This is a genomic window from Sulfitobacter sp. GN1-4 (genome assembly GCF_055693825.1).
Genome location: NZ_JBVFUQ010000003.1, coordinates 3902430 through 3925725, shown reverse-complemented (window position 1 = coordinate 3925725; position 23296 = coordinate 3902430). Strand labels below are relative to the sequence as shown.

General features: G+C 60.4%; 21 protein-coding genes and 1 pseudogene. 11 read left to right on the top strand and 11 right to left on the bottom strand.

The genetic code is table 11. The features are described 5' to 3' along the window. Window positions 1–29 precede the first annotated feature (29 nt). The 6 genes from glpD to leuC form a co-directional block, all read right to left on the bottom strand. Window positions 30–1631: a glycerol-3-phosphate dehydrogenase gene (glpD, locus tag ACZ1HM_RS20180; RefSeq protein ID WP_472744672.1), complete on the bottom strand. Its 1602-nt coding sequence runs from the start codon at window positions 1629–1631 to the stop codon at window positions 30–32. A 262-nt stretch (window positions 1632–1893) separates the two neighbouring features. Then, entirely contained in the window at window positions 1894–3000 is a 1107-nt protein-coding gene (gene leuB / locus ACZ1HM_RS20175; RefSeq protein WP_472744377.1) for a 3-isopropylmalate dehydrogenase, read from the bottom strand. Window positions 3001–3185: 185 nt separating this feature from the next. After that, window positions 3186–4124, bottom strand: a complete 939-nt coding sequence (locus ACZ1HM_RS20170) for an endonuclease/exonuclease/phosphatase family protein (RefSeq protein ID WP_472744376.1) — start codon at window positions 4122–4124, stop codon at window positions 3186–3188. Between the two features lie 56 nt (window positions 4125–4180). Then, window positions 4181–5023, bottom strand: a complete 843-nt coding sequence (locus ACZ1HM_RS20165; RefSeq protein WP_472744375.1) for a hypothetical protein — start codon at window positions 5021–5023, stop codon at window positions 4181–4183. A 307-nt stretch (window positions 5024–5330) separates the two neighbouring features. Beyond that, window positions 5331–5936: a 3-isopropylmalate dehydratase small subunit gene (gene leuD / locus ACZ1HM_RS20160; protein WP_472744374.1), complete on the bottom strand. Its 606-nt coding sequence runs from the start codon at window positions 5934–5936 to the stop codon at window positions 5331–5333. A 110-nt stretch (window positions 5937–6046) separates the two neighbouring features. Beyond that, on the bottom strand, window positions 6047–7453 hold the full coding sequence (gene leuC, locus ACZ1HM_RS20155; RefSeq protein ID WP_472744373.1) for a 3-isopropylmalate dehydratase large subunit: 1407 nt from the start codon (window positions 7451–7453) through the stop codon (window positions 6047–6049). A gap of 245 nt (window positions 7454–7698) precedes the next feature. Here leuC and ACZ1HM_RS20150 point away from each other — a divergent pair, with 245 nt between their 5' ends. Both ACZ1HM_RS20150 and ACZ1HM_RS20145 read left to right on the top strand, forming a co-directional pair. Continuing rightward, the gene (locus ACZ1HM_RS20150) at window positions 7699–9039 is read left to right on the top strand and encodes a mechanosensitive ion channel family protein (protein WP_472744372.1); all 1341 of its coding nucleotides are present in this window, start codon (window positions 7699–7701) and stop codon (window positions 9037–9039) included. Window positions 9040–9085: 46 nt separating this feature from the next. Beyond that, entirely contained in the window at window positions 9086–9814 is a 729-nt protein-coding gene (locus ACZ1HM_RS20145; RefSeq protein ID WP_472744371.1) for a hypothetical protein, read from the top strand. 155 nt (window positions 9815–9969) lie between these two features. Here ACZ1HM_RS20145 and ACZ1HM_RS20140 read toward each other — a convergent pair whose 3' ends face one another. Next, window positions 9970–10929: a PAS domain-containing sensor histidine kinase gene (locus ACZ1HM_RS20140; RefSeq protein WP_472744370.1), complete on the bottom strand. Its 960-nt coding sequence runs from the start codon at window positions 10927–10929 to the stop codon at window positions 9970–9972. Between the two features lie 211 nt (window positions 10930–11140). Between ACZ1HM_RS20140 and rsfS the strand changes: the two genes are divergently transcribed. Then, window positions 11141–11572 carry a ribosome silencing factor gene (rsfS, locus tag ACZ1HM_RS20135; RefSeq protein ID WP_472744369.1) on the top strand — a complete coding sequence of 144 codons (432 nt, stop codon included), beginning with the start codon at window positions 11141–11143 and terminating at the stop codon, window positions 11570–11572. A 20-nt stretch (window positions 11573–11592) separates the two neighbouring features. Further along, window positions 11593–12063: a 23S rRNA (pseudouridine(1915)-N(3))-methyltransferase RlmH gene (gene rlmH / locus ACZ1HM_RS20130; protein WP_472744368.1), complete on the top strand. Its 471-nt coding sequence runs from the start codon at window positions 11593–11595 to the stop codon at window positions 12061–12063. Window positions 12064–12099: 36 nt separating this feature from the next. Here the strand turns inward: rlmH and ACZ1HM_RS20125 are convergent, their stop codons facing one another. Both ACZ1HM_RS20125 and ACZ1HM_RS20120 read right to left on the bottom strand, forming a co-directional pair. Further along, window positions 12100–12453: a hypothetical protein gene (locus ACZ1HM_RS20125; protein WP_472744367.1), complete on the bottom strand. Its 354-nt coding sequence runs from the start codon at window positions 12451–12453 to the stop codon at window positions 12100–12102. 52 nt (window positions 12454–12505) lie between these two features. Continuing rightward, window positions 12506–13198 (bottom strand): DUF599 domain-containing protein, encoded by a 693-nt coding sequence (locus ACZ1HM_RS20120; protein WP_472744366.1) that lies wholly within the window; start codon window positions 13196–13198, stop codon window positions 12506–12508. An 87-nt stretch (window positions 13199–13285) separates the two neighbouring features. On the opposite strand from ACZ1HM_RS20120, the pseudogene ACZ1HM_RS20115 reads away from it, so the two are divergent. The 6 genes and pseudogenes from ACZ1HM_RS20115 (at window position 13286) to ACZ1HM_RS20090 (ending at window position 19586) form a co-directional block, all read left to right on the top strand. Continuing rightward, window positions 13286–14732: pseudogene (locus ACZ1HM_RS20115) on the top strand (FAD-linked oxidase C-terminal domain-containing protein). Window positions 14733–14807: 75 nt separating this feature from the next. Next, window positions 14808–15920: an FAD-binding protein gene (locus ACZ1HM_RS20110; RefSeq protein WP_472744671.1), complete on the top strand. Its 1113-nt coding sequence runs from the start codon at window positions 14808–14810 to the stop codon at window positions 15918–15920. 15 nt (window positions 15921–15935) lie between these two features. After that, window positions 15936–17279 (top strand): glycolate oxidase subunit GlcF, encoded by a 1344-nt coding sequence (gene glcF / locus ACZ1HM_RS20105; RefSeq protein WP_472744365.1) that lies wholly within the window; start codon window positions 15936–15938, stop codon window positions 17277–17279. Window positions 17280–17420: 141 nt separating this feature from the next. Further along, window positions 17421–18167 carry a trypsin-like serine peptidase gene (locus ACZ1HM_RS20100; RefSeq protein ID WP_472744364.1) on the top strand — a complete coding sequence of 249 codons (747 nt, stop codon included), beginning with the start codon at window positions 17421–17423 and terminating at the stop codon, window positions 18165–18167. Window positions 18168–18190: 23 nt separating this feature from the next. Then, window positions 18191–18988 carry a trypsin-like serine peptidase gene (locus ACZ1HM_RS20095; protein WP_472744363.1) on the top strand — a complete coding sequence of 266 codons (798 nt, stop codon included), beginning with the start codon at window positions 18191–18193 and terminating at the stop codon, window positions 18986–18988. Between the two features lie 127 nt (window positions 18989–19115). Further along, window positions 19116–19586 carry an Hsp20 family protein gene (locus tag ACZ1HM_RS20090; protein ID WP_472744362.1) on the top strand — a complete coding sequence of 157 codons (471 nt, stop codon included), beginning with the start codon at window positions 19116–19118 and terminating at the stop codon, window positions 19584–19586. A 117-nt stretch (window positions 19587–19703) separates the two neighbouring features. Here ACZ1HM_RS20090 and ACZ1HM_RS20085 read toward each other — a convergent pair whose 3' ends face one another. Next, a complete protein-coding gene (locus ACZ1HM_RS20085) occupies window positions 19704–21617 on the bottom strand; it encodes a vWA domain-containing protein (protein WP_472744361.1) in 1914 nt (637 codons plus the stop codon). Next, window positions 21614–22147: an RNA polymerase sigma factor gene (locus tag ACZ1HM_RS20080; RefSeq protein WP_472744360.1), complete on the bottom strand. Its 534-nt coding sequence runs from the start codon at window positions 22145–22147 to the stop codon at window positions 21614–21616. Before ACZ1HM_RS20080 ends, ACZ1HM_RS20085 begins: the two co-directional genes overlap by 4 nt. 415 nt (window positions 22148–22562) lie before the next feature. Between ACZ1HM_RS20080 and ACZ1HM_RS20075 the strand changes: the two genes are divergently transcribed. Further along, entirely contained in the window at window positions 22563–23240 is a 678-nt protein-coding gene (locus ACZ1HM_RS20075) for a hypothetical protein (protein ID WP_472744359.1), read from the top strand. The last annotated feature ends 56 nt before the right edge of the window (window positions 23241–23296 follow it).

Here is a 23296-nt window from a genome sequence, read left to right as displayed (position 1 = left end):
CGGATGGTGACTGTGCCATGCGGGTGCTGTCAAGCGCTGCGCATCCAGTCCTCAAGAACCTGCGCTTCTGAGGTGCTAAGCCGCAGGCCCAGCTTGCTGCGCCGCCACAGGATATCCTCTGCTGTGCGGGCGTATTCATGTGTCATCAGCCAGCGCACTTCGGTTTCAGTCAGCGTGCCGCCAAAGTCCTGGCCCAAGTCCGATTGCGCCTGCGCGCCTTCCAGCATCATGGCCGCGTCGGTGCCGTAGGCCCGCACCAGCCGCAGCGCCCATCTGTCGGTCAGAAAGGGATGGGCTGCTTGCAGATCTGAGACCAGCGCCTGCACCCCATCCACCGCGAAATCGCCGCCGGGTAGTGGCACCTCAGCGGTCCAATGGGGTTTAAGCGCGGGAAAGAAGGGGGCGACCTTGTCCATCGTGTCTTCGGCCAGCTTGCGGTAGGTGGTGATCTTGCCGCCAAAGATATTGAGGATCGGCGCCCCGCCTGCTGCTTCAACCTTTAGCGTATAGTCCCGCGTTGCTGCTGCCGCCGTACTGGCCCCATCGTCATAAAGCGGGCGCACCCCTGAATAGGTCCAGACGACGTCCGCATCGGTCAGTTGTTTCTTGAAATAGCTGTTGGCGAAGGTCAGCAGATAGCTTTGTTCTTTGGGCGTGCAGACCGGTTTGACGTCCGGGTCGTCATGATCGGCATCTGTGGTGCCGATTAGGGTGAAATCCGTCTCATAGGGGATCGCAAAAATGATGCGCCCGTCGGTGCCCTGAAAGAAATAGCATTTGTCATGGTCATACAGTCTGGGCGTCACGATGTGACTGCCCCGCACCAGGCGCACGCCTTCGGTTGAGTTGACGCGCACCTTGCCCTGGATGATATCACCAACCCAGGGGCCGCCTGCGTTGATCAGCATCTTTGCGCGGTGGGTCTCGCTCTTGCCGTCAGGGGTTTGAACGGTGATCTCCCAAAGATCATCGACCCGCGCGGCTGAGGTCACCTTGGTGCGCACCTTGATGTCAGCGCCGAGGTTTTCCGCATCGCGGGCGTTTAGAACGACCAGCCGCGGATCCTCAACCCAGCAGTCGGAATATTCAAAGGCGCGTTGGAATTTGTCGTTGAGCGGGGCACCCTCAGGCGTGCCATTGAGGGACAGGGATTTGGCCCCCGGCAGGATTTTGCGACCGCCCAAGTTATCATACATGAACAGCCCCAGGCGGATCAGCCAGGCGGGCCGACGGCCGCGTGTCCAGGGCATCAGGGTGTTGAGAATGCGTGAGGTGGGCGTGCCGCCCTCAAACCGCATGTCCTTGTGATAGGGCAGCACAAAGCGCATCGGCCAAGAGATATGCGGCATCGCCTTCAGCAACGTCTCACGTTCCTCAAGGGCGTGGCGCACCAGGTTGATCTCAAAATACTCCAGATAGCGCAGGCCGCCGTGGAAAAGCTTGGTTGAGGCGGATGACGTGGCAGAGGCCAGATCATTCATCTCGGCCAAGCCAACCTTGAGCCCGCGGCCCGCCGCATCCCGCGCAATGCCGCAGCCGTTGATGCCGCCGCCGATGATAAATAGGTCATATGTGGTCTGTGTGTTCACAAGCCGTGCGTCCCTTTGCCTGTTAGCGCTGCCATAGCGCATGCGGCGCGGAGGATCAAATGAGAGGTGGGGATGCGGTGGTGCGGCGGCTATGACGATCACAAATCGCGCGGCGGGCGGTGCCGGCCCCTGGGGTGGCGCTTGCACCAGATGTTGCAGCCACTTTATGGCAGCAAAACACGGGCCTGTCTCTCAACGGAGTGCCCAGCCTCACCGAAAGCGCCGCCCCGTGGGAGGGGCCGGCGCTGCCCGGCGGCCGCAAGCGGCCTTGTTCCGGGCAGGCAGTCTTGTAACGGGGAAGGCCTTAAAGGCTCGCGTCCAACGCGGCCAGGATCGCATCGCCCATCTCAGACGTGCTGATCGGCGTGCCGCCTTCTGGACCCATCAGATCCGCTGTACGCGCACCATCTGCCAGCACCTTCTCAATCGCCTGTTCCAGGCGCGTGGCCTCATCGCCCTGATCAAAGGAATAGCGCAGCGCCATCGCAAAGCTCAGCGTGCAGGCAATCGGGTTGGCCTTGCCTTGGCCTGCGATGTCAGGGGCGGAGCCGTGCACCGGCTCATAAAGCGCTTTGGGGCGGCCTTCGGCATTGGGCGCACCCAAGGAGGCAGAGGGCAGCATCCCCAAAGAACCGGTCAGCATCGCGGCGCAGTCAGACAGGATGTCGCCAAAAAGGTTGTCTGTCAGGATCACGTCAAACTGCTTGGGCGCGCGCACCAGCTGCATCGCGCCGTTGTCGGCGTACATGTGCGACAGTTCCACATCTGGATAGTCTTCGTCATGGACCTTCTGCACAACTTCGCGCCACAGGATGCCGCTTTCCATCACGTTGGCCTTTTCCATGGAGCAAACCTTGTTCCCGCGGCGGCGCGCCAGTTCAAAGGCGGAGCGGGCCACGCGGTCAATCTCACCTTCGGTGTAGCGCTGGGTGTTGATGCCCACCCGTTCGTTGCCTTCTTCAAAGATGCCGCGCGGCTCACCGAAATAGACGCCTGAGGTCAGCTCGCGCACGATCATGATGTCGAGGCCCGCGACGATGTCCTTTTTCAAGGAGGAGAAATCAGCCAGCGCGTCAAAGCACTGCGCGGGGCGCAGGTTTGAGAAAAGGTCCATTTCTTTGCGCAGGCGCAACAGGCCGCGTTCCGGCTTGAGAGAGAAATCGAGCTCATCGTATTTCGGCCCGCCCACAGCCCCCAAAAGCACCGCGTCTGCGGCCAGCGCCTTGGCCATCGTATCGTCGTGCAGCGGCGTGCCATGCGCGTCATAGGCGGCACCGCCCACCAGGTCGTTCTCCACATCGAACTTCAGGCCACGCTTGTCGCCGAACCAATCGATGATGCGTTCAACCTGGCCCATCACCTCAGGGCCAATGCCGTCACCGGCGAGGATAAGCAGAGTTGGGTTGGCCATGGGGCAAGCTCCTTGAAAATATGCGTCTGGCGGGGCCTAGCCTGTGGGCGCGTGAGGGTCAAGGTGGGCTGCCCTACGCAGGTGTTTTGGCGGGCGGATGGGGTGGAATTGAGTTTTAGTGGAAAGATGAAGCGCGGGAGAGACCTGTGCCCTTTGGGGGGCGTTTGGGCTGTTGGCAGCGGGGGTTAAGGTTTGGGTTTGGAGATGTCCACATGGACCAGCGCATGACGGCTTGCGCCCGGGTTTGCCGGGTGTACCTGGGCTGCTGTCACGGTCCAGTCTGCAGAAGGCAGCACATAATCCACGCGCATGGGGCCGGTTTGCGCCCAGGTGACGGTTGGCGTCTGGGGCAGCGGGTCTTGCAGCGCGGGGTTGGCCAGCAGCCGCTGCATCGCTTCGCGTCTGCCATCGCCGCGCTCTGGGTCCAGGTTGGCATCGCCCAGAAGGATGAACTGGTTGGCCGGTGCGGGGCCAAAGGTGCCTGCCAAAAAGTGATCCCAAAAGAGCGTCTCATCATGGTTGCGTTTGCCGTTGCGGTCCTCTGGCCCGTCAAAGACAGGCGGTGAAGCGTGATAGGTCATCAAGGTGACAGAGCCCCAGGTGGGATGCGCAATGGGGACCACCCACGCCCCATGGGACGGCAAGCGTTGGACCGCTTGGGCCGCTGTGCTGGGAAAAGGGCCTGCGTCTGTTTCCGGCAGCAAGGCACCGGGCAGATCGCGCCAGAGCAGTGCTGAGAAATCCTGAACCTGGGGCGTGATAATAGGAAACCGTGACAGCAAGGCCATGCTGCCCTGGCCAAAGAATGCGCCGTATCCCTGTGCGTCCCCCGGCCCGCCGGTTTTGCCATCTCCGTCAAGGTCCAGATCGGTGCGCCGCCCGGCGTTGGGGGGCGCGGCAAAGTGATGAGGCAGGGCGAGGCCGCGTTTCGCTAGCGCCTCTGTGAGGGCCTTCAGGGTTTTGTGTTCCAGATCATAATCCACCCCCTGCAGGGCGATCACGTCGGGGCGGGCGGCCACTATGGTGGCGATCACCGCGTTGATCTGTGGGTCCTCGCCCCGGCGCAGATCGCGCAGCAAAAGCCCCGGCCCTTTGCGCGACAGCTCCGTGTTGAAGGTGGCCACGCGGAGCGTTTCGGCCCATCCGGCTGTCGCAAAGAGGAAGCAGAGAAGTGTCGCGATCAGGCGGTTTGAAAATCGCCGTCGCTGTCGGCGTTGGCATAGGTGCGCCGCCGCTTGTCTGAAATCAGCTCGGCCACGCGGGCCATCGCAATGCCGCGCATGATCATGCTTGCGGGAAGGAAGGCCCATGCGCTGATTGTCCAGATGATGGTTTGCGGGTGCTCTAGTGATACCGGGTCTATCAGATCAGCAGTGGCTTTGACCACCGCGGGGATGATGAAGGGCAGCAAGAAACCGATGGCGATGTTGATCCGCGCATCCCGCTGCAGCCGGTCCAGCACGTCGCCGCCTGCGGTCGGATCAAAGAGCGGCAGGTTCACCCAAACGTTAAAGGCGCCCCGGCGTGTGGGCCAGCCCATGACCCGGACCAGAACGATGAAATAGACCATTGTCACGATGGACACGGTATAAGCGATGCCAGCAACGGTTCTGAGGGTCGTGACCAGCTCAGCATCCGCGTCCGCTGGCAGCATCAGCACCACAAGCCGGACCGGAGAGAAGGGGAAGTCGATCGCGTTGCCCAGGATGGTGCCCATCGCCGTCAGCGCGCCGGTCAGCGCAGAGGGGTCCGATTGGCCGCGCAGGATCGCGCTGAGGGTCAGGACGGTGATCAGCAGGCAGACAAAGCGCAAGCGATTGAATGGGGGGGCATCGCGGAACTCAACGATGCTGGGGAAATTGGAGTTGTATTCGGCAAAGGTCATGAAGCCCGCAAGCAAGGCGACCAGCACAGTGATCTGGCTGGAGTCAGCTGCCACATCGGGCAATAGCAATGCTGGCGACGCAATACATAGAGCGACCAAAAGGCCGCGCACAGCCGCGCCTGTCATGCGTCCAATCACACGTTTACCCTTCCAAACTGGCCAGCCACGATACGATGCCGTGTGCTTATTCCAACTTGTTGCCCCCAGGGAAAATGGGAGCCTGCCTCATTCTTGCCCAATTTGTGCCTTCTTTCGCCCAATTGCTCAAGTGACTGATTAATTGAAGTTAAAACCTGGGGCGATTTGATGGTGGGGGTGGTGCGTTCTTGCATCAATTTTTGGGCAGGAAGAAGGCGGTGCCCAAGATATTGTGGGCACCGCACTGGGTGCCCACAACTTCCGCCTTAACTGGCGGTTAACGTAAAGGTCCGATTTGAGACGAAGGTTAGACCCAAGGCCGGCTTTGGGATGCGCTTGCCTCATAGGTGTCGATGGACGCGGCTTTTTCCATCGTGAGGCCGATGTCGTCCAAGCCGTTCATCAGGCAGTGCTTTTTGAACGCATCCACCTCAAAGGAGAACACCTCACCATCAGAAGACGTCACGGTTTGCGCGTCCAAATCGATGGTCATGCGGGCGTTTGCCCCTTTTTCGGCGTCTTTCATCAGCACGTCGACCTGCTCTTGTGGCAAGGCGATGGGCAGGATGCCGTTCTTGAAGCAGTTGTTGAAAAAGATGTCAGCAAAGCTGGGCGCGATGACGCAGCGGATGCCGAAATCTTTGATCGCCCAGGGGGCGTGCTCGCGGCTGGAGCCGCAGCCAAAGTTTTCACCGGCCACCAGAACTTCCGCGTCGCGGTAGGCGTCTTTGTTCAGCACAAAGTCAGCGATTTCATTGCCTTGGCGGTCATATCGCATTTCGTCAAAGAGGTTCACCCCCAGGCCAGACCGCTTGATGGTTTTCAAGAATTGCTTGGGGATGATCATATCGGTGTCGATGTTCACCAAGGGCATCGGGGCCGCGATGCCGGTGAGGGTGTCGAATTTGTCCATGTTAATGAACTCCTAATTTCGGGGCACCAAATGTTGTGGTGCTTAAGGATCAGTTAATTGTCACATCCTGTGCACAGGGCGTGCACAGGTCGTGCATATGCGGGGATGATTTACATCATCTCCCGCACATCGGTGAGCTTGCCGGTGATCGCCGCCGCCGCCGCCATGCCGGGAGAGACGAGGTGCGTGCGGCCCTTAAAGCCCTGGCGCCCTTCGAAGTTCCGGTTGGAGGTGGAGGCGCAGCGTTCGCCTTCGGTCAACTGGTCGGGGTTCATCGCCAGACACATGGAGCATCCCGCCAGACGCCATTCAAAACCGGCCTCTTTAAAGATGTCGGCCAGGCCCTCTTCTTCGGCCTGGGCGCGCACCAGACCAGAGCCGGGCACGACCATTGCGCGCAGACCATCCTTGATCTTTTTGCCTTTGAGGATTTCCGCCGCGGCGCGCAGATCTTCGATGCGGCCGTTGGTGCAGGACCCGATAAAGACCGTGTCGATTTCAATATCAGACAGCGGGGTGCCCGGTGTCAGACCCATGTAATCAAGCGAGCGCTGGGCCGCGCCGACCTTGCCGCCTTCAAAATCATCTGCCGCAGGGACGTTGGCGGTGATGGGCAGCACGTCTTCGGGGGAGGTGCCCCAGGTCACAACGGGTGCGATGTCTTCGCCTTTGAGCGTGATGACCATGTCCCATTCTGCGTCGTCGTCGGAATAGAGCGTTTTCCACCATTCCATCGCCGCTTCCCACTGGGCGCCTTTTGGCGCGTGGGGACGGCCCATGCAGTATTCAAAGGTCTTTTCATCTGGCGCAATCAGACCGGCGCGCGCGCCGCCTTCGATGGCCATGTTGCAGACGGTCATGCGGCCTTCCATGCTGAGATCGCGGATCGCTTCGCCGCAATATTCGATCACATAGCCGGTGCCGCCTGCGGTGCCGGTTTTGCCGATGACGGACAGTGTGATGTCCTTGGCGGTCACACCGGGGCGCAGTTTGCCGGTGATCTCAACCTTCATGTTTTTGGATTTCTTCTGGATCAGCGTTTGGGTGGCCAGAACATGTTCCACCTCAGACGTGCCAATCCCGTGGGCCAGCGCGCCAAAGGCGCCGTGCGTGGCGGTGTGGCTGTCGCCGCACACAACCGTCATGCCCGGCAGGGTCCAACCCTGTTCGGGGCCCACGATGTGCACGATGCCCTGACGGACATCAGAGACGGGGTAGTAGTGGATGCCAAAGTCTTTGGCGTTTTTATCAAGGGCGGCCACCTGGATGGCCGAATCCTCGGTCATGTTTTTGGGATCTTCGCGCCCGGCTGTGGTGGGCACGTTGTGATCTGGCACCGCGATGGTCTGATCGGGGCGGCGCACCTTGCGGCCGGCCATGCGCAAACCTTCAAAGGCCTGGGGGCTGGTCACTTCGTGTACGAGGTGACGGTCAATATAGAGCAGGCAGGTCCCATCCTCGGCTTCGTGCGCGACGTGGGCATCCCAGATTTTGTCATAGAGTGTTTTGGGGGACATGTGGTCCTCTCCCGAATAAGTGAGTTGTGGCTGTGTGGCTGCGGACGTGCCGCGAAGGCACGCTTATAGTCGGGCCAGCACCGTGTGGGTGGCGCCGAAGAAACGTTCGCGCAGGCGCGCGCGGTCAGTTGAATCGAAGATGCGTTTCATGGGACCGGCATACCTTCCCTGCGCCTTTGTCGCAAGGGTCTCAGGGTTGCGGCAGGTGGATCAAACATGCGACGATTCCAGCCATAGGAGATCTGATGACCGAAGAGACAGACCCGTTTTTCGAATTTCTGAGCCTGCTGCAAGAGCTTTGGATCAGCGCGCAGAGCTTTTTGCTGGGGGTTTTGACGCCGGGGTGGCGGCAGAACCAGCTGATCATCGTCTTAGTTTTGGCAGCGGTAGCGTGGGGGCTGCACCGGTTATCTGACCGGCGTGTGCAAGAGTATGTGCGGGCGCGGGAAGGCTGGCAGAAGTGGCAGCTGCGGTTGATCGTGCAGGTGCGGCGCAGGCTGGGGCTGATTTGGTTCGCGCTGATGGCTTATGGCGTTTACCTGGTGATGCAGCAGATCACCTGGCCATCGCGTTCTTATCTGATCGGCGTTGCTGCGGCCCTGTCAGGTGTGCTGGTGGGCATTTCCATTGCCACGCAACTGGTGCGCAACAGGCCGCTGAGGCGGATCGTGACCTGGGCGCTGTGGATCTATGCCACGCTGTATCTGCTGAACTTGTTGGAGACCTTTACCGCGTTTCTGGACGGTCTGGCGCTGGAGTTTGGCGAATTTCGGCTGTCTGTTCTGACGTTGATCACGGCGCTGGTGGTGCTGGGTGTGCTGATGGCTTTGGCGCGCTTGGGCAGTCAGGCGGTGTCTTCTACGATCCGGCGCAATGATGAGATCAGCCCCTCCATGCAGGTGTTGGCCGTCAAGGGTGTGCAGGTGGCCTTTTACGGGTTGGCGTTCATTTGGGGCGTGCGGGCGGTTGGTATTGATCTGACCGGTTTGGCGGTTCTGTCGGGTGCGATTGGTGTGGGCCTTGGCTTTGGTCTGCAAAAGGTCGTGTCGAACCTGGTGTCGGGTGTGATCATCCTGCTGGATAAGTCGATCAAGCCCGGAGATGTGATCAGCCTGGGCGAGACCTTTGGCTGGATCCAGACGCTGGGCGCGCGCTATGCCAGCGTGGTGACCCGTGATGGGCGTGAGTATTTGATCCCCAACGAAGATCTGATCACCGGGCAGGTGGTGAACTGGTCGCATTCCAATGACTTTGTGCGCTTGGATATCTATTTTGGCACTGCCTATGACGATGATCCGCATCTGGTGCGCAAATTGGCGATTGAGGCGGCGCGCGGCGTGGACCGGGTGCTGGCAGACCGCCCGCCTGTTTGTCATATCGTGGGGTTTGGCGACAGTTCTGTGGATTACATCCTGCGGTTTTGGATCATGGACCCCACCGGCGGGCTGACCAACATTCGCGGCAATGTGTATTTGGCGCTGTGGGATACGTTTAAGGCGCATGACATTTCCATTCCGTTCCCGCAGCGTGAGGTGAAGGTGTTGGACGACAGCCAGCTAACGCTGAGCAAAGCGGCGCTGGACTGACGCGGATTGGCGGCTATCTGTGGCCCCGGACGAAAAGGGGTGCGGTATGGCAGCGGATGGACCGGTCGTTTTGATCTTGGGCAGCGGGCCGAATGTGACGGCGGCGGCGGCCTGGCCGAAGGGCTGGTTTGACCAGGTGATCGTGATGAACAACGCCTGGCGGGTGCGGCCCGATTGGGACGCGCTGGTGTTTCCCGAAGATTTCCCGAGCGACCGGATGCCGCCCAAGATCGGTGCAGCGCAGCGGTTGGTGGAGGCGGATGCCTTTGTGCCGGCGCAGAACCGGTATGGGGGGTTTGTTTTTGCGGGGGCGACGATGGCCTATACCACCGGCTACTGGGCGCTGGATGCGCTTAGGCCGCGGGTGATGGCGTTTATGGGATGCGACATGGTTTATCCCAAGGCGGGGGCCACGCATTTTTATGGCACGGGCGCGCCGGATCCGTTGCGCGATGATGTGTCTTTGCGGGATTTGGGGGCGAAATCAGCGCGGCTTGGGGCGATGGCTGCGGCTGAGGGATGTGCTTGTGTGAACCTGTCGGCTGATCCGTCCTCACTGCTGTTTGAGCGGGCAAGCGCGCTGGCGCTGCGGGGGTGGCAGCCGGAGGCGGCGGTCGACAGTGCGGCGGTGGCGGAGGTGCGCGCGCGGGAAGACGCGTTGGGGTATTTCACGCCTGAGGGGCGCTATGACGTCACTGGTGCCGCATTTGACCTGGCGGCGCTGGACGCATTGGACCGCGACTGGCGTGCGGTGTTCGAAGGTCGGGCCCCGTAGCGCCAAGCGTTATAGGGGCAGCTGGGGCCCGTAAGCAGCTACCCCCGACATGGACATCGGCGCAGGCATAACCTGGCCGGGCAAGGTGAAGATCACCTTGGTCCCTGATTGCCGGACACGGTTAGAGACCTTGAACGTCCCACCGCGCGCATGGATCAACCTGCGAATGCCCAAGAGGCCAAAGCCCCCTTTGCCGAGGATTTCTGTCCGCTGAGAAACAGCATCGTCGGATCATCAATGCCCAAGCCATTGTCATCCACGACGACTTCGACAAAGTCTTCATCAAGTTGGCGCAACTGGATGCTGAGAATGCTTTGCCCGTCTTTGAGGGGGCGGCCATATTTCAGCGCGTTGTCGATCAGGTTGCGCAGGATGATCTGTGTTGCGGTTTGATCGCCCCGCAGCCAGGCCTGAGTACATTCGACTTCTGCGGTTGCGTGGGGGTCCATCAGCCCGGCCAGATCTGCGACCAGCGCCCCAAAATCAAATTCCGTTTCACATATGCCAAGCGAGGCCGTTTGCGCATGATCCAGCACGTCGCCGATCAGACGCAAGGCGCGTTCGCCCACCTGGTCCAGCATGTCGATCATCGGGGAGAGGGCGGCGTGTTCTGCGCCGATGTCTTCGCGCAGGAAACTGGCGATCTGGCAGATTTGCAGCATCGGAGAGCGCAGATCATGGGCCGCCATGCTGATGAACTGCTCCATCTCGGCGTCCATTCCGCTGTGGTCAACCTGGCGGGCCTGAAAGACCTGGGTGCCTGAGATATCAGCAGAGCTGCCGACGATACGGTCAAGCGTGCCATCGGGGTGCAGCACGGGGCGCAATGTGGTGCGGATCAGCGAGTTGCCCTGATCCAGCGGCAACATGATCTCATAGGCGGTTGGTTGCAGGGTTTCGGCGCAGATTACGTGATGGTTATAGGCGATGGCCCCCAGCCTGCCGGGATAGACCTCTGATGCGGTGTGCCCGATAATCTCCTCCATCTCTCTGCCAATGACCCTGGCGGCAAAAAGGCTCATCCCGCAATAGCGTGGGATGCCCGTCGTATCGGGTTTGAGAATGAAAACGGCATGCTCCATCGAGGCGAGCAAAATGTCATCTGAGTTTTGCATAGGCAGGATGCTCCTTGCGGCCTTGCATAAGCGGGTAGGCGTAAGGAAGGGCTTAACCGGGCGGGGATTTGGCCGCACACCTTTCCGCCCGCCCGCGCGCGCGCCCCGTTTGCAACAGGCCGCCGATGTTGCCACGGGTGTCATTGAATTGTCATCTGCGCCTTGATACGTTGGACATAACCCCAGCGCCGGGGGTGAGCGGCGCGCCACCATGGAGGACGTTGTCCTGGCAACCCTGACAGACGCACCTAAAACTGCGGACACCGAAGCGGCCCTGATGGCGGCTTCTGATACGGCCACAAGCGATACGATCCTGGCCACCATCCTGAAATCCCTTGATGACGACAAAGCCGAAGACATCGTGCAGATTGATCTGCGCGGCAAAACGGAAATTGGCGATTACATGGTCATCTGTTCGGGCCGGTCCACGCGGCAGGTTTCCTCCATCTCGGAGAAGCTGGCGCAAACGATCAAGGATGCGTATGGCCGGACACCGAAGGTGGAAGGCAAAGACATCGGCGACTGGGTCTTGATCGACACAGGCGATGTGATTGTGCATGTCTTCCGGCCGGAAGTGCGTGAGTTTTATCAGCTGGAAAAGATGTGGATGGACGGCGGCGAAGTCGCGGCCCCACAGAACTGATCCAGACGCGGGAAGACCCCATGCGCGTGCACATTTGTGCGGTGGGCCGCCTGCGCGGCGGTCCCGAAAAAGACCTTATTGACGACTATCTGATGCGATTTGACCGCACCGGGCGGGCCTTGGGCCTGGGCCCGGCGCGGGTGATTGAGGTGGAGGATAAAAAGGCGCGCGGGATGCGGGCAGAGGCAGCGCTGCTGGAAAAGGCCATTCCTGCGGGGGCGTTGATCTGTGCGCTGGATGAGCGTGGGCGGGTTGAGCCTTCGCCTGCTTTTGCCAAACGTCTGGGCGGCTGGCGGGATGCAGGGCGCGGGGATGTGGCCTTTGTCATTGGCGGGGCGGACGGGATTGACCCAGGCCTGCGCGCCCGTGCCGATCACGCGCTGTCCTTTGGCCAGATGGTGTGGCCGCATATGTTGGTGCGGGTGATGCTGAGTGAGCAGCTTTACCGCGCCGCGTCTATTCTGTCAGGCGGCCCGTACCACCGGGTGTAACGTATGCTGGTGCCCCGCAGGGGCGATGGTTGAGTTTTAGCGCAGTTTGACGGTGGTGATTTGTGGCCCCCAGCCGGTGACGTTGTCACGGGCTTGAATGCCCACCTCGGTCACGCCTTCGGGGATTTGCACGCCAGAGAGGGACCGCGTGAACGGTTGTTCGTTCACATGTGGATGGGCCAGGTTGCGCAGGCCCAGTTCCTTGCCGTTGCTGTCCAGCACACGCCAGCCATCGGCATAGTGATCCCATCCGGTATCGCCGTGGCTGAGGGTGACGTCAAAGCGCCACAGATCGCCCGATTTGTTGACGGTGACAGCATTGATCACCGGCGGGTCGGCCGCCGCGGGCAGGGCAAGCAGGGAGAGGGTGAGTATCAGACGTTTTAACATGGCTCTGACCTTTGGGAGAGACTCATACCATACAGGTATATAAATCGCTGTACTACTTTTCCAAGAGGATGCTACGGGAATGTGAAGCGAACTCTCGCCGCCAGATGACGATGAGCGTGACCAGCGCGCTGCCCATCAAAAGGACCGGCCCGCCCAGCCAGGCCACCGCGGCCAGGGCGAAATACACCGAACGCAGGCCGCGGTTAAAGCTGCGGGTGGCGGTGATGTTCACCTCTGCCGCCTTTTGCGCCATGCCTTCGGCGCGGGGGTCTTCGGGTTCATTGGGCACGGCGGCCATGATGACGGAACAATAGCCAAAGAGGCGGTTGGACCAGACGAATTTCAAAAACGCGTTGGTCAGAAAGAAGACGATCAGCAGCAGTTTGATTTCCCACACGATCAGCGGATGGCTGACCAGCGTGAGATCCTCTGCCACGTTCACCAGGTTATCCGCGTTGCCAATAAGCGCCAGCACTGCGCCAAGCGCGATCATGCTGGTGGAGGCAAAGAAAGACGTGCCCTGGCGCAGGGTTGAGATGGTTTGCGCATCGAAGATGCGGGGCTGGCGCGTGATCATCTGGCGCATCCATTCGCGGCGGTAATCGGCCATGATCATCGAGACGGATTTGGATTTGAACACCGGGCTTTCGATGCGCCAGGAGATCAGCAGCCAAAGCGCGATCAGCATCGCCAGTGCGGCGTAATCGAGGGGGGAAAAGTGGGTCAGCGCAACAGAGAGGTTCATGCCCCGCTGATACGCGAGGCGTAAGATCATTGCCAATTGGAAAAATTGGTAATATAAATTTACCAAACCGATGCTGGAGGGACTCTCATGGAAATGCCAACACCCAATCCGCAGGTGCTTGCCCGCAAAGACCGTGTGATTGAACGGCTGTCGAACGTGCTGCCTCAGGATGCGGTTATTCATGATGTGCGCGAGACCAAAGCCTATGAGTGTGATGCGCTGACCGCTTATCGCTGTCCGCCGATGGTGGCGGTGCTGCCAGCCTCCACCCAGGAGGTGTCGGATGTTTTGCGGATTTGTCACGAAGAGGGGGTGCCGGTGGTGCCGCGTGGGTCGGGTACATCGCTGGCGGGGGGCGCGCTGCCGACGGCGGATTGCGTGATCCTGGGCGTGGCGCGGATGAATGAGGTTTTGGAGACCGATTACGACAACCGGCTTATTCGGGTGCAGACCGGGCGCACGAACCTGAGCGTGACAGGGGCAGTTGAAACGGATGGGTTTTTCTATGCGCCTGACCCGTCGTCGCAATTGGCCTGTGCGATTGCGGGCAATATCGCGATGAATTCAGGGGGCGCGCATTGTCTGAAGTACGGCGTGACCACCAACAACCTGCTGGGCGTCAAAATGGTGATGATGGACGGCGAGGTGGTTGAGATTGGTGGCGGGCATATGGATGCGGGGGCTGGACCTGTTGGGCTTGATCTGCGGCTCAGAAGGGCAGTTGGGCGTGGTGACAGAAGCCACATTGCGCATCCTGCCCAAGCCCGAAGGGGCGCGGCCTGTGTTGATGGGATTTGATGACAATGAGGTTGCCGGTGCCTGTGTGAGCGACATCATCAAGGCAGGTGTTCTGCCGGTGGCGATTGAGTTCATGGACCGGCCTTGCATTGAGGCCACGGAGGCCTTTGCCAAGGCGGGGTATCCGATGTGCGAGGCGCTGTTGATCGTGGAGGTCGAAGGCTCAGACGCGGAGATTGATCATCAGTTGAGCCTGATCAAACAGATCGCATTGCGCCACAACCCGGTTGAGCTGCGCGAGAGCACGAGTGCGGAGGAATCAGCCGCGATCTGGCTGGGGCGCAAATCGGCCTTTGGGGCGATGGGGCAGATCAACGATTATATGTGTCTGGACGGGACAATCCCGGTGTCGAGCCTGCCGATGGTGCTGCGCCGGATTGGTGAGATGTCTGAGGAGTTCGGACTGAAGGTGGGCAATGTGTTCCATGCAGGTGACGGCAACATGCATCCGCTGATCCTGTTTGATGCCAACAAACCTGGCGATCTGGAGCTGTGTGAGGCCTTTGGTGCGGAGATCCTGAAGCTCTGCGTCGAGGCGGGGGGCTGTCTGACCGGGGAGCATGGCGTGGGCATTGAAAAGCGCGATCTGATGACCGTGCAATATGCGCCTGAGGATCTGGAAGCGCAGATGGCGGTGAAGGATGTGTTTGACCCCAATTGGCTGTTGAACCCGGCCAAGGTGTTCCCTTTGGCTGTATCAGATCCCCGCCGCACGGTGGCTGTGGCGGCAGAGTGAGCAGAAGGCCCCAAAGGGGCCTGTGAGGGCTCTGCCCTCAAACTCCCGGAATTGTAGTGGAAAGATGAAGCGGTGATGGAAACGGAAGCGGCCCTGGCGGCCTTTGTGGCAGAGGCGAAAGCGCCCATGCGGGTCATGGGCGGTGGCACGCGCGGGTTTGCGGCTGAGGGGGAGGCGCTGTCGGTGTCTGGGCTGTCGGGTGTGACGCTTTATGAGCCTGGCGCGCTGACCATGGTGGCGCAAGCGGGCACGCCGGTGGCGGAAGTGGAGGCGGCGTTGGACAAGCAAAACCAGCGGTTGGCCTTTGAGCCGATGGACCATCGCAGCCTTTTGGGGGGGCAGGGCACGCCGAGCATTGGCGGGGTTTTTGCAGCCAATATAAGTGGCCCGCGCCGGTTGAGCGTGGGGGCCGCGCGGGATTTCTTGCTGGGCGTGCGTCTGGTGGATGGGACGGGCACCGTGATCAAGAACGGTGGTCGGGTGATGAAGAACGTCACAGGCTATGATCTGGTGAAGCTGATGGCGGGGTCTTTTGGCACATTGGGGGTGTTGACTGAGGTGTCCTTTAAGGTGCTGCCCAAGCCCGAGACGCAAGCCAGCCTGGTGATGCATGGATTGGATGAGGCCGCAGCGGTTGCGGCCATGAGCAAAGCGATGGGCAGCCCCTATGAAGTCAGTGGGGCCGCGCATGATGGGCAGGCGGGCCAGACTGTGCTGCGGCTTGAAGGATTTGAAGACAGCGTGGCCTACCGTTTGGACGCGTTGAAAACGCTTTTGGTACCGGATGTGGCGCAGATGTCGGTCCTGGCGTGGGAGGCATCCGTGGCGTTTTGGGCGGCACAGCGGGATGTGCTGGCCTGGGCGGATGCGCCGGGCGATGTTTGGCGGGTGTCGTGCAAGCCTTCAGATGCGCCAGCTTTGGCCGAAAGATCAGGGGCTGAGGCGCGGCTTTTTGACTGGGCGGGCGGGCTGATTTGGTTGCGGGTTGCGCCGCAGACGGATCTGCGCGCGCGACTGGGCGCCTTTGACGGGCATGCCACGCTTGTGCGTGCCGCCCCTGAGACCAAAGCCCAGTTGGGCCAGTTTCAGCCGCAGGCGGCAGGTGTGGCGCGGCTGAGTGCGGGGCTGCGGGCGCGGTTTGATCCAAAGGGTTTGTTTAACCCCAACCTTTTGGCTGCGGCCGGCTAGATTTTCGGAGACATCATGCAGACGACTTTTACGCCAGAGCAGTTGGAAAACCCCGGCATTGCGCGCAGCAATGAGATTTTGCGGGCCTGTGTGCATTGCGGGTTTTGCACCGCCACCTGCCCGACCTATCAGGTTTTGGGGGATGAATTGGACAGCCCGCGCGGGCGCATCTACCTGATCAAGGACATGTTGGAGAATGACCGCGACCCCGATGCCAAGACGGTCAAACACATCGACCGTTGCCTGTCGTGTTTGGCCTGTATGAGCACCTGCCCGTCGGGGGTGCATTACATGCATCTGGTGGATCATGCGCGGGAATATATCGAAGAACGCTATAAGCGGCCTTTGGGTGACCGGGTGTTGCGGTGGATTTTGGCGCGCATCCTGCCCTATCCGATGCGGTTTCGTGTGGCGCTTTTGGGGGCCAAGATCGGGCGGCCATTTGCGCGGTTGATGCCGGATGCGCGGTTGAGAGCGATGTTGGAGATGGCGCCATCGGTGATCCCGCCGGTGAGCCGCAACGATGATCCGCAGACCTTTGCCGCGCAAGCGCCGCGGCGCAAGCGGGTGGCGCTGATGACGGGCTGTGCGCAAAAGGCGCTGAACACCGATATCAACGATGCCACGATCCGTTTGCTGACCCGGATGGGCTGTGACGTGGTGGTGGCCGAAGGGGCGGGGTGTTGCGGGGCGCTGACCCACCATATGGGCAAGACCGCTGAGAGCCATGCGACGGCAGCCAAGAACATCCGCGCCTGGGCGGCGGAGATGGATGGCGACGGGTTGGATGCGATTGTGATCAACACCTCGGGCTGTGGCACGACGGTGAAAGATTACGGACATATGTTCCGCAATGAGGCTGGGTTGGCAGAGGACGCCGCGCGCGTGTCTGCGATTGCCAAAGACGTCTCAGAGGTGCTGATTGATCTGTCCAAAGACGCCCCAGCCCCCAACGCGGGCAAGGCCCCGGAGGAGATGGTGGTGGCCTATCATGCGGCCTGTTCGCTGCAGCATGGCCAGCAGATCAAGACGTATCCTAAGGATTTGCTTAAAGCGGCGGGTTTTACGGTGGTGGAGCCTGCGGATCCGCATTTGTGCTGCGGGTCGGCGGGTACGTACAACCTGATGCAGCCTGAGATTTCGGGGCAGTTGAAGGCGCGCAAGGTGCGCACGTTGGAGGCCAAGAACCCCGATGTGATCGCGGCGGGCAACATTGGCTGCATGATGCAGATCGGATCGGCCGCAAAAGCGCCGATTGTGCACACCGTTGAGCTGCTGGATTGGGCGGCTGGTGGGCCACGTCCGCCCGCACTTGATGCCGATAATATGCCGAAAGCTGAGATTCCGAAACTTCGTTGACACATTTGCCCTAATTTTGCCTCAACTCTGAGTTACGCAGATTCGTACAAATTGAATTGGGGAGTGTTTGTGCGACGCTGGATGTCTCTTTCGTTGATGATTGTCGTGGTTTCTTCTGCGTCCTTCGCACAGGACGCAAAGATGAAACGGCTGAACTCTGGCGTGGATGCGGGGGTCTGGGAGGCGGTTGGCCGCTTGGACATCGGCGGGGCTGGTTTTTGCACAGGCGCGCTGATTGCGCCGCGGCTGGTTTTGACGGCGGCGCATTGTCTTTTTGACCGCGACACCAAGGAACGGATTGATCACCGCAATGTGCAGTTTCTGGCCGGGTGGCGGAACGGGCGCGCGGGGGCGTACCGTGATGTACGCCGGGCGGTGGTGCATCCAGATTTTGTCTATGATGGCGCGGTGTCTTCGGACCGGGTGCGCAACGATCTGGCCCTGCTGGAGCTGCAACAGCCCATTCGGAACACCACGATTGAGCCCTTTGGCACCGCCGCACAGCCCCGTCCGGGAGATTCTGTGGGCGTTGTAAGCTATGCCAAGGACCGGGCGGAATCACCTGCGTTGCAAGAGGTTTGTTCGGTTATTGCACAGCAGGATGGGGTGCTGGTGACCTCGTGCTCCGTTGATTTTGGATCGAGTGGTGCTCCGATTTTCACCATGTCCAACGGCGTGGCTCAGATCGTATCGGTGGTGTCGGCCAAGGCTGAGGTGGAGGGCGAGAACGTGTCGCTTGGCACCTCATTGGGGGCCTCGCTTGCGGTGCTGCAGGCTGAGCTGGTGGCCGGTAAAGGTGAATATGAAGGCGATGACGGACCGCGGCGCAAGCGGGTGGTTGTCGGCAGTGCAAACGCCCGCACGGGTGCAAAATTTGTAAAGCCATGAGGGGCGTTGCGATATGGGGTTTGGTGTCAGCGCTGCTGATGCTGGTGGCCAGCCTGGCGCAGGCGGATTCCACGTCGCTGCGCAAATTGAACACCGAAAATGACGCGCTGGCCTGGCAGGCGGTTGGGCGGTTGGACATCAAGGGATCGGGCTATTGCACGGGCACGTTGATTGCCCCTGATTTGGTGCTGACAGCGGCGCATTGCATTTACCGCAAATCGGACGGGGCGCTGGTGGCACCGGAGGACCTGACCTTTCAAGCTGGGCTGACCCATGGCGCGGCGGCCGCCAAGCGGGTTGTATCGCAGGTTGAGGCGCATCCGGGGTATAACCCCAAGACCCGCCTGAACCGCACGAACATTGAGCATGATCTGGCACTGGTCCGTTTGGCGCAGCCCATTCCCACCCATGAGCTTGCGCCTTTTTCCGTCTATCCCGGCAAGTTGCCCAACGGGCCGGTGAGCGTTGTTTCTTATGGTCAGGGACGCTCTGACGCGCTGTCGCGGCAAAATGCCTGTCAGGTGCTGGGCGAGCTTGAAAAGATCATCGCGCTGGATTGCGATGTCACCTTTGGCTCAAGCGGGGCACCGGTGTTTACCCATCTGAATGGCCGCGGGCAGATTGCGTCGGTGATTTCGGGTGGCGGGGTTTATGACGGCGATCGTGTCGCCTTTGGCATGGCCTTGCCTGAACGTATCGCAGAGTTAAAGCGCCAGATGTACGCCAACAAGGCGCGTCCCACCGCCAAGGTCCGCCGCCTGGGTGTTGGGGCCAACAAATCCTCTTCGGGGGCGAAGTTTGTGACCGCCAAAGGGTCTTGAAACCGCCAATCCCTCTTCCCAAATAAGCGATACCGGGGTGCCGCAGACGGGCCCTGGTGCTGAAAATCGGGCCTGTCCAATGGTGGAAGGTCCGCACATTCAATCGCTCAAAGATGAGGATGAACATATGCGTACGTTTGATTTTGCACCCCTTTACCGTTCCAGCGTTGGGTTTGACCAAATTGCCAACATGATGGACCGGGTGCTGAGCACCGATGGTGCGACCCCAAGCTATCCCCCTTACAACATCGAAAAAACAGATGATGATGCCTATCGCATCTCCATCGCGGTCGCCGGATTTTCCGACGCGGACCTGTCTGTTGAAGTGCGGGAAAAATCCCTGATCGTATCGGCCAAGAAGGTCGAGGACGATGCAGAGAAAACCTATTTGCACCGCGGCATCGCGACCCGCGCGTTTGAGCGTCGGTTCCATTTGGCTGACCACGTGCATGTGACAGGTGCCGCCCATGAAGACGGCATGCTGCACATTGAGCTGGAGCGTCAGGTGCCTGAGGCCCTTAAGCCACGTCGCATTCAGATCACGTCTGATACCCGCGTTCTGGAAAAGGACGTGGTGGATGCGAAATCCGTGAACTAAGGCAAAGGCCTTTGTGATCTAGACCTGAACCTGTCCCCCCAGAGAAGGTCTGATAAGGCCCGGTGCGTTATGCACCGGGCCTTTGTTTTCAGGGCGATCTGCGGCTGGGCTGTACCGCTATTGCGCCGACAGGCTTTCGGCCAGGCGCATCAGTTGAATGGCCTCTGCGCGGTAGCCAAAGGGATCATCGCCCTTGGTGGCATTGGCCAGTGCGATGGCATCCGTAAAGCGCCAGTCGCCCAGATAGGGGCTGCCCCGCAGCAGTTGTCCAAAGCCCGCGATGCTGGCGGCGAAACTGGCGGTGCCGGTGATATCTGCGCGGATCGGCGTTTCAATCAACGTGCTGTCGCTGGCACCGGGTTCTTTGTAGCGCAGGCGCAGGAAGGCCAGCTCATCACTGGTGTTGATGGCGGGTGTGGGTGCGCTGTAGCGCAGATCATCGTTCAGGATGGCAGGAGAGCCAACGGGCGTGACCTCATAAAGCGCGGTGACTTGGTGGCCTGCGCCGATGTCGCCTGCGTCCACTGCATCGTTGTTGAAATCCTCGCGGCGCAGGGCGCGGGTTTCATAGCCGATGAGACGGTATTCAGCCACTGTGGCGGGGTTGAACTCCACCTGAATTTTCACGTCATCGGCGATGGGGAAGAGCGCGCCGGTCAGCTGATCGACCAGCACTTTTTGCGCTTCGCTGAGCGTGTCGATGTAGGACGCGGTGCCGTTGCCGTTCTGGGCCAGCGCCTGCATCGTGGTGTCATCCAGATTGCCACGGCCAAAGCCAAGCACACTGAGGTACGTCCCGCTGTTGCGTTTTTCGGTGATGTATTCCTTGAGCAGTTCGGGGTCAGAGAGGCCCACGTTAAAGTCGCCGTCGGTGGCCAGCAGAATGCGGCTGACCTCACCTTCTGCGGCCATAGACTGGGCCGTGGCGTAGGCCTGTTGCAGGCCGGCCTGCCCGGCGGTGGAGCCGCCCGCGTTCAGATTGTCCAAGGCGGCCAGGATCGTGCTGCGTTCAGACGCGGGGGTGGGGGCCGGGACCTGACCTGCTGAACCGGCATAAGTGATAATGGCCACCTCATCCTCGGGGCGCAGTTGGCCCAGCATCAGCCGAAAGCTTTGCTTGAGAAGCGGCAGTTTGTTGGCGGCGTCCATGGACCCTGAGGTATCTATCAGGAACACCAGATTAAGCGGAGGGCGATCCGCCACCGGCAGGTCGGCCCCTTGGATGCCGATTTCCAGCAGCTGGGTGTCTGCGTTCCACGGTGTCGGGCTGAGGGTGACGGTTGGCTGAAAGCCGGTGTCGCCTGTGGGGGCGGTGTATTGATAGTCAAAGTAGTTGATCATCTCTTCCACGCGCACCGCGTCTTGGGGCGGCAGTTGGCCCCGGGTCAGGCTGTTGCGCACAATGGCATAAGAGGCGGTATCGACGTCCACCGAAAAGGTAGAGACGGGGGTTTCCTGGGTGATGCGCTGGGGATTTGCGTCAGCGTTGGCGAAGTTTTCCGTGTCTGCCTCCAGCATCGGCATGGGAGGTTCCAGCGCCAGGGTGGTGGCCTGTGGCGCAGAAAGCTTGGCGCGGTTTTGCACCATTGGTGCGGCGGCCAGACTGTCATTGGCGGTTTGCAGCTCAACCATCGGGGCGGCTTCCTCTGCGATAGCAGGTGAGACGACTTCGGGTTCAGCCACAGCGGTGTCCAGATCGCTTTCCAGGACCGCGGAGGGGGCGCCCTGGCCGCGCAGATCACCTGTCATCAGCCGATCGCCCAAGGGTGATAGCATCACGATATAGACGGCAACCAAAGCGGTGGAGGCGGTCAGCAGGCCGCGGGTGGGAATGGAACTCAGCATGTTTCTTACTCCTGAAATGAGGCCCGTTTTCGGGCGTTCAGGAGTAGGACGTGCGTGCCCCCAGAATTCTTGGAGGTTGTCGAAATTTTTTTGCGCCAGGGCGATGTTTTCCGCTTTGCGCTGGGCATCGGGTTTGGGCGTGGCGGCGTTTATCATCGCCTTGATGTCATCGAGGTCGTCGCTCATTGCGTCTCCTCCTGTCGCAGGGCTGCGAGGTGTTTTTTGGCCTCAGACACCCGCCAACTGACGGTGCCTTCGGAAATGCCGAGGATGTCGGCGGTTTGGGCGTGGGTCATATCATCCAGGACAAGCGCCAGCGTGTCGCGCAGGTCTGGGGGCAGCTGGCGCATGGCCTGAGTGAGCCATTGGGTGGCCTCAGCCGCTTCTTCATTCGCAGCACGGCGGTTCACCTCCCAATCGCCCCAACCGGCAGCGGCTTTGGCGTGAGTGGCCTGTTTGCGGCGGCGGTCGTGGGCGGCGTTGACGCCGATGCGGTAAAGCCAGGTGGTAAACTGCGCCTCGCCCCGAAAGCTGGGCAGTTTGGCGGGCAGGGCGGCGCAGATGTCTTGGGTCAGATCCTCAGCCTCTGCCGCGCTGCCTGTGAGGCGAAAGCACAATCGAAAGAGCCGGTCATAATGGTTTTCCAACAGCACCGCGAAAGCGGCGGCATCGCCACCGGCGGCCGCCAGAGCGAGAGAGTTATCGTCGCGCGTCATGAGCATAACAAGAGTATGACGCGGCGCATCGGTCAATCCTTGGCGGGAATTGTAAGTTTTTTGATGTTTTTTGGACTCAGATGGATTTTGGTCAGGCCAGCAGATTCGCGCACTGGTTCTGCTTTGGGAAACAATGCGCCCCTTGCGGTTGTATTGGTCAGGGATCGTCAACAATGAACCGGCCCGGCGCTGCTTGAGCGGATCGCATTGCCGTGATGGTTAATTTCCGGGCGATTAATTTTTATTAACATTTTCAAATGTTTATTCAGCATCTCCCTGCGTGACGTCTGCGGTGAAGCGGCGCAGGGGGAAATCTCGCGCTTTTTCACGTCCCCTCTGCCGCACAAAAGTCTAAATTGCTGATCGACATCCAACACGGGTTGGATTTGTGGTTTGAAAGAGAAAGGGACGGAGTATGTCCGGTTTGAAATCAGTACGACTTGTGGCGTCAGCATCTCTTTTGGTGCTCAGCCTGGCGATGCCTGCGGCGGCGATCACCGGATCAAGCGAGCCTTCGGCGGCCCCTTCAAAAGGGGACAGCGGTGCCAGCGCGGGTGAGCAGGGCAACAGCGGCAAGGGTCAGGACACCTCTGGCAACAGCGGTAACAACGCACCGGATAAGTCCGAGCCTGAGACGCCTTCCACGCCGGAAACACCCTCCACGCCTGAGACGCCATCAACGCCTGAGACACCGTCCACCCCTGAGACACCCTCGACGCCTGAAACACCGTCCACGCCTGAGACACCATCGACACCGGAGACGCCGACAACACCGGAGAACCCATCGACCGTGCCAAACGATGGCGACCGGGAACGGGATCAGGTTACCACCAATGGCCGGCGTCCGGTCTGTGAGACATCTGATCCACGCCTGATTTCATCCGAAGGGGCGTTGGTTGGTAACATTGGCAAGATTGAGTGCTTGGCGGACGGCACGGTGCTTTACCACGTGCACCTTGTGCATCCCTTCAACGATGAAGCGCGCCGGGTGACCCTCAAGTCCACGGTACGTCCGAACCCGAAAAGCTATGTTCAGCTGGGGTTGAATAACCACCAGATCAGAAAGCTGATTTGGATGGCCGCGCCGCACTAAGGCGCGCATTGGATAAATGTCTCGGCCCGTTGGGGCGTATCACCTGAGACAGAAAA

Bases quoted from the DNA above. Each gene is read 5' to 3' on its own strand.
- ACZ1HM_RS20090 (WP_472744362.1), top strand. From the start codon at position 19,116: ATGCGTACGTTTGATTTTGCACCCCTTTACCGTTCCAGCGTTGGGTTT.
- rsfS (WP_472744369.1), top strand. From the start codon at position 11,141: ATGGAGGACGTTGTCCTGGCAACCCTGACAGACGCACCTAAAACTGCG.
- leuC (WP_472744373.1), bottom strand. From the start codon at position 7,453: ATGTCCCCCAAAACACTCTATGACAAAATCTGGGATGCCCACGTCGCG.
- ACZ1HM_RS20080 (WP_472744360.1), bottom strand. From the start codon at position 22,147: ATGACGCGCGACGATAACTCTCTCGCTCTGGCGGCCGCCGGTGGCGAT.
- glcF (WP_472744365.1), top strand. From the start codon at position 15,936: ATGCAGACGACTTTTACGCCAGAGCAGTTGGAAAACCCCGGCATTGCG.
- ACZ1HM_RS20120 (WP_472744366.1), bottom strand. From the start codon at position 13,198: ATGAACCTCTCTGTTGCGCTGACCCACTTTTCCCCCCTCGATTACGCC.
- ACZ1HM_RS20110 (WP_472744671.1), top strand. From the start codon at position 14,808: ATGGAAACGGAAGCGGCCCTGGCGGCCTTTGTGGCAGAGGCGAAAGCG.
- ACZ1HM_RS20145 (WP_472744371.1), top strand. From the start codon at position 9,086: ATGGCAGCGGATGGACCGGTCGTTTTGATCTTGGGCAGCGGGCCGAAT.
- glpD (WP_472744672.1), bottom strand. From the start codon at position 1,631: ATGCGCTATGGCAGCGCTAACAGGCAAAGGGACGCACGGCTTGTGAAC.
- ACZ1HM_RS20150 (WP_472744372.1), top strand. From the start codon at position 7,699: ATGACCGAAGAGACAGACCCGTTTTTCGAATTTCTGAGCCTGCTGCAA.
- ACZ1HM_RS20125 (WP_472744367.1), bottom strand. From the start codon at position 12,453: ATGTTAAAACGTCTGATACTCACCCTCTCCCTGCTTGCCCTGCCCGCG.
- ACZ1HM_RS20140 (WP_472744370.1), bottom strand. From the start codon at position 10,929: ATGCAAAACTCAGATGACATTTTGCTCGCCTCGATGGAGCATGCCGTT.
- rlmH (WP_472744368.1), top strand. From the start codon at position 11,593: ATGCGCGTGCACATTTGTGCGGTGGGCCGCCTGCGCGGCGGTCCCGAA.
- leuD (WP_472744374.1), bottom strand. From the start codon at position 5,936: ATGGACAAATTCGACACCCTCACCGGCATCGCGGCCCCGATGCCCTTG.
- ACZ1HM_RS20100 (WP_472744364.1), top strand. From the start codon at position 17,421: ATGAAACGGCTGAACTCTGGCGTGGATGCGGGGGTCTGGGAGGCGGTT.
- ACZ1HM_RS20085 (WP_472744361.1), bottom strand. From the start codon at position 21,617: ATGAGCGACGACCTCGATGACATCAAGGCGATGATAAACGCCGCCACG.
- leuB (WP_472744377.1), bottom strand. From the start codon at position 3,000: ATGGCCAACCCAACTCTGCTTATCCTCGCCGGTGACGGCATTGGCCCT.
- ACZ1HM_RS20075 (WP_472744359.1), top strand. From the start codon at position 22,563: ATGTCCGGTTTGAAATCAGTACGACTTGTGGCGTCAGCATCTCTTTTG.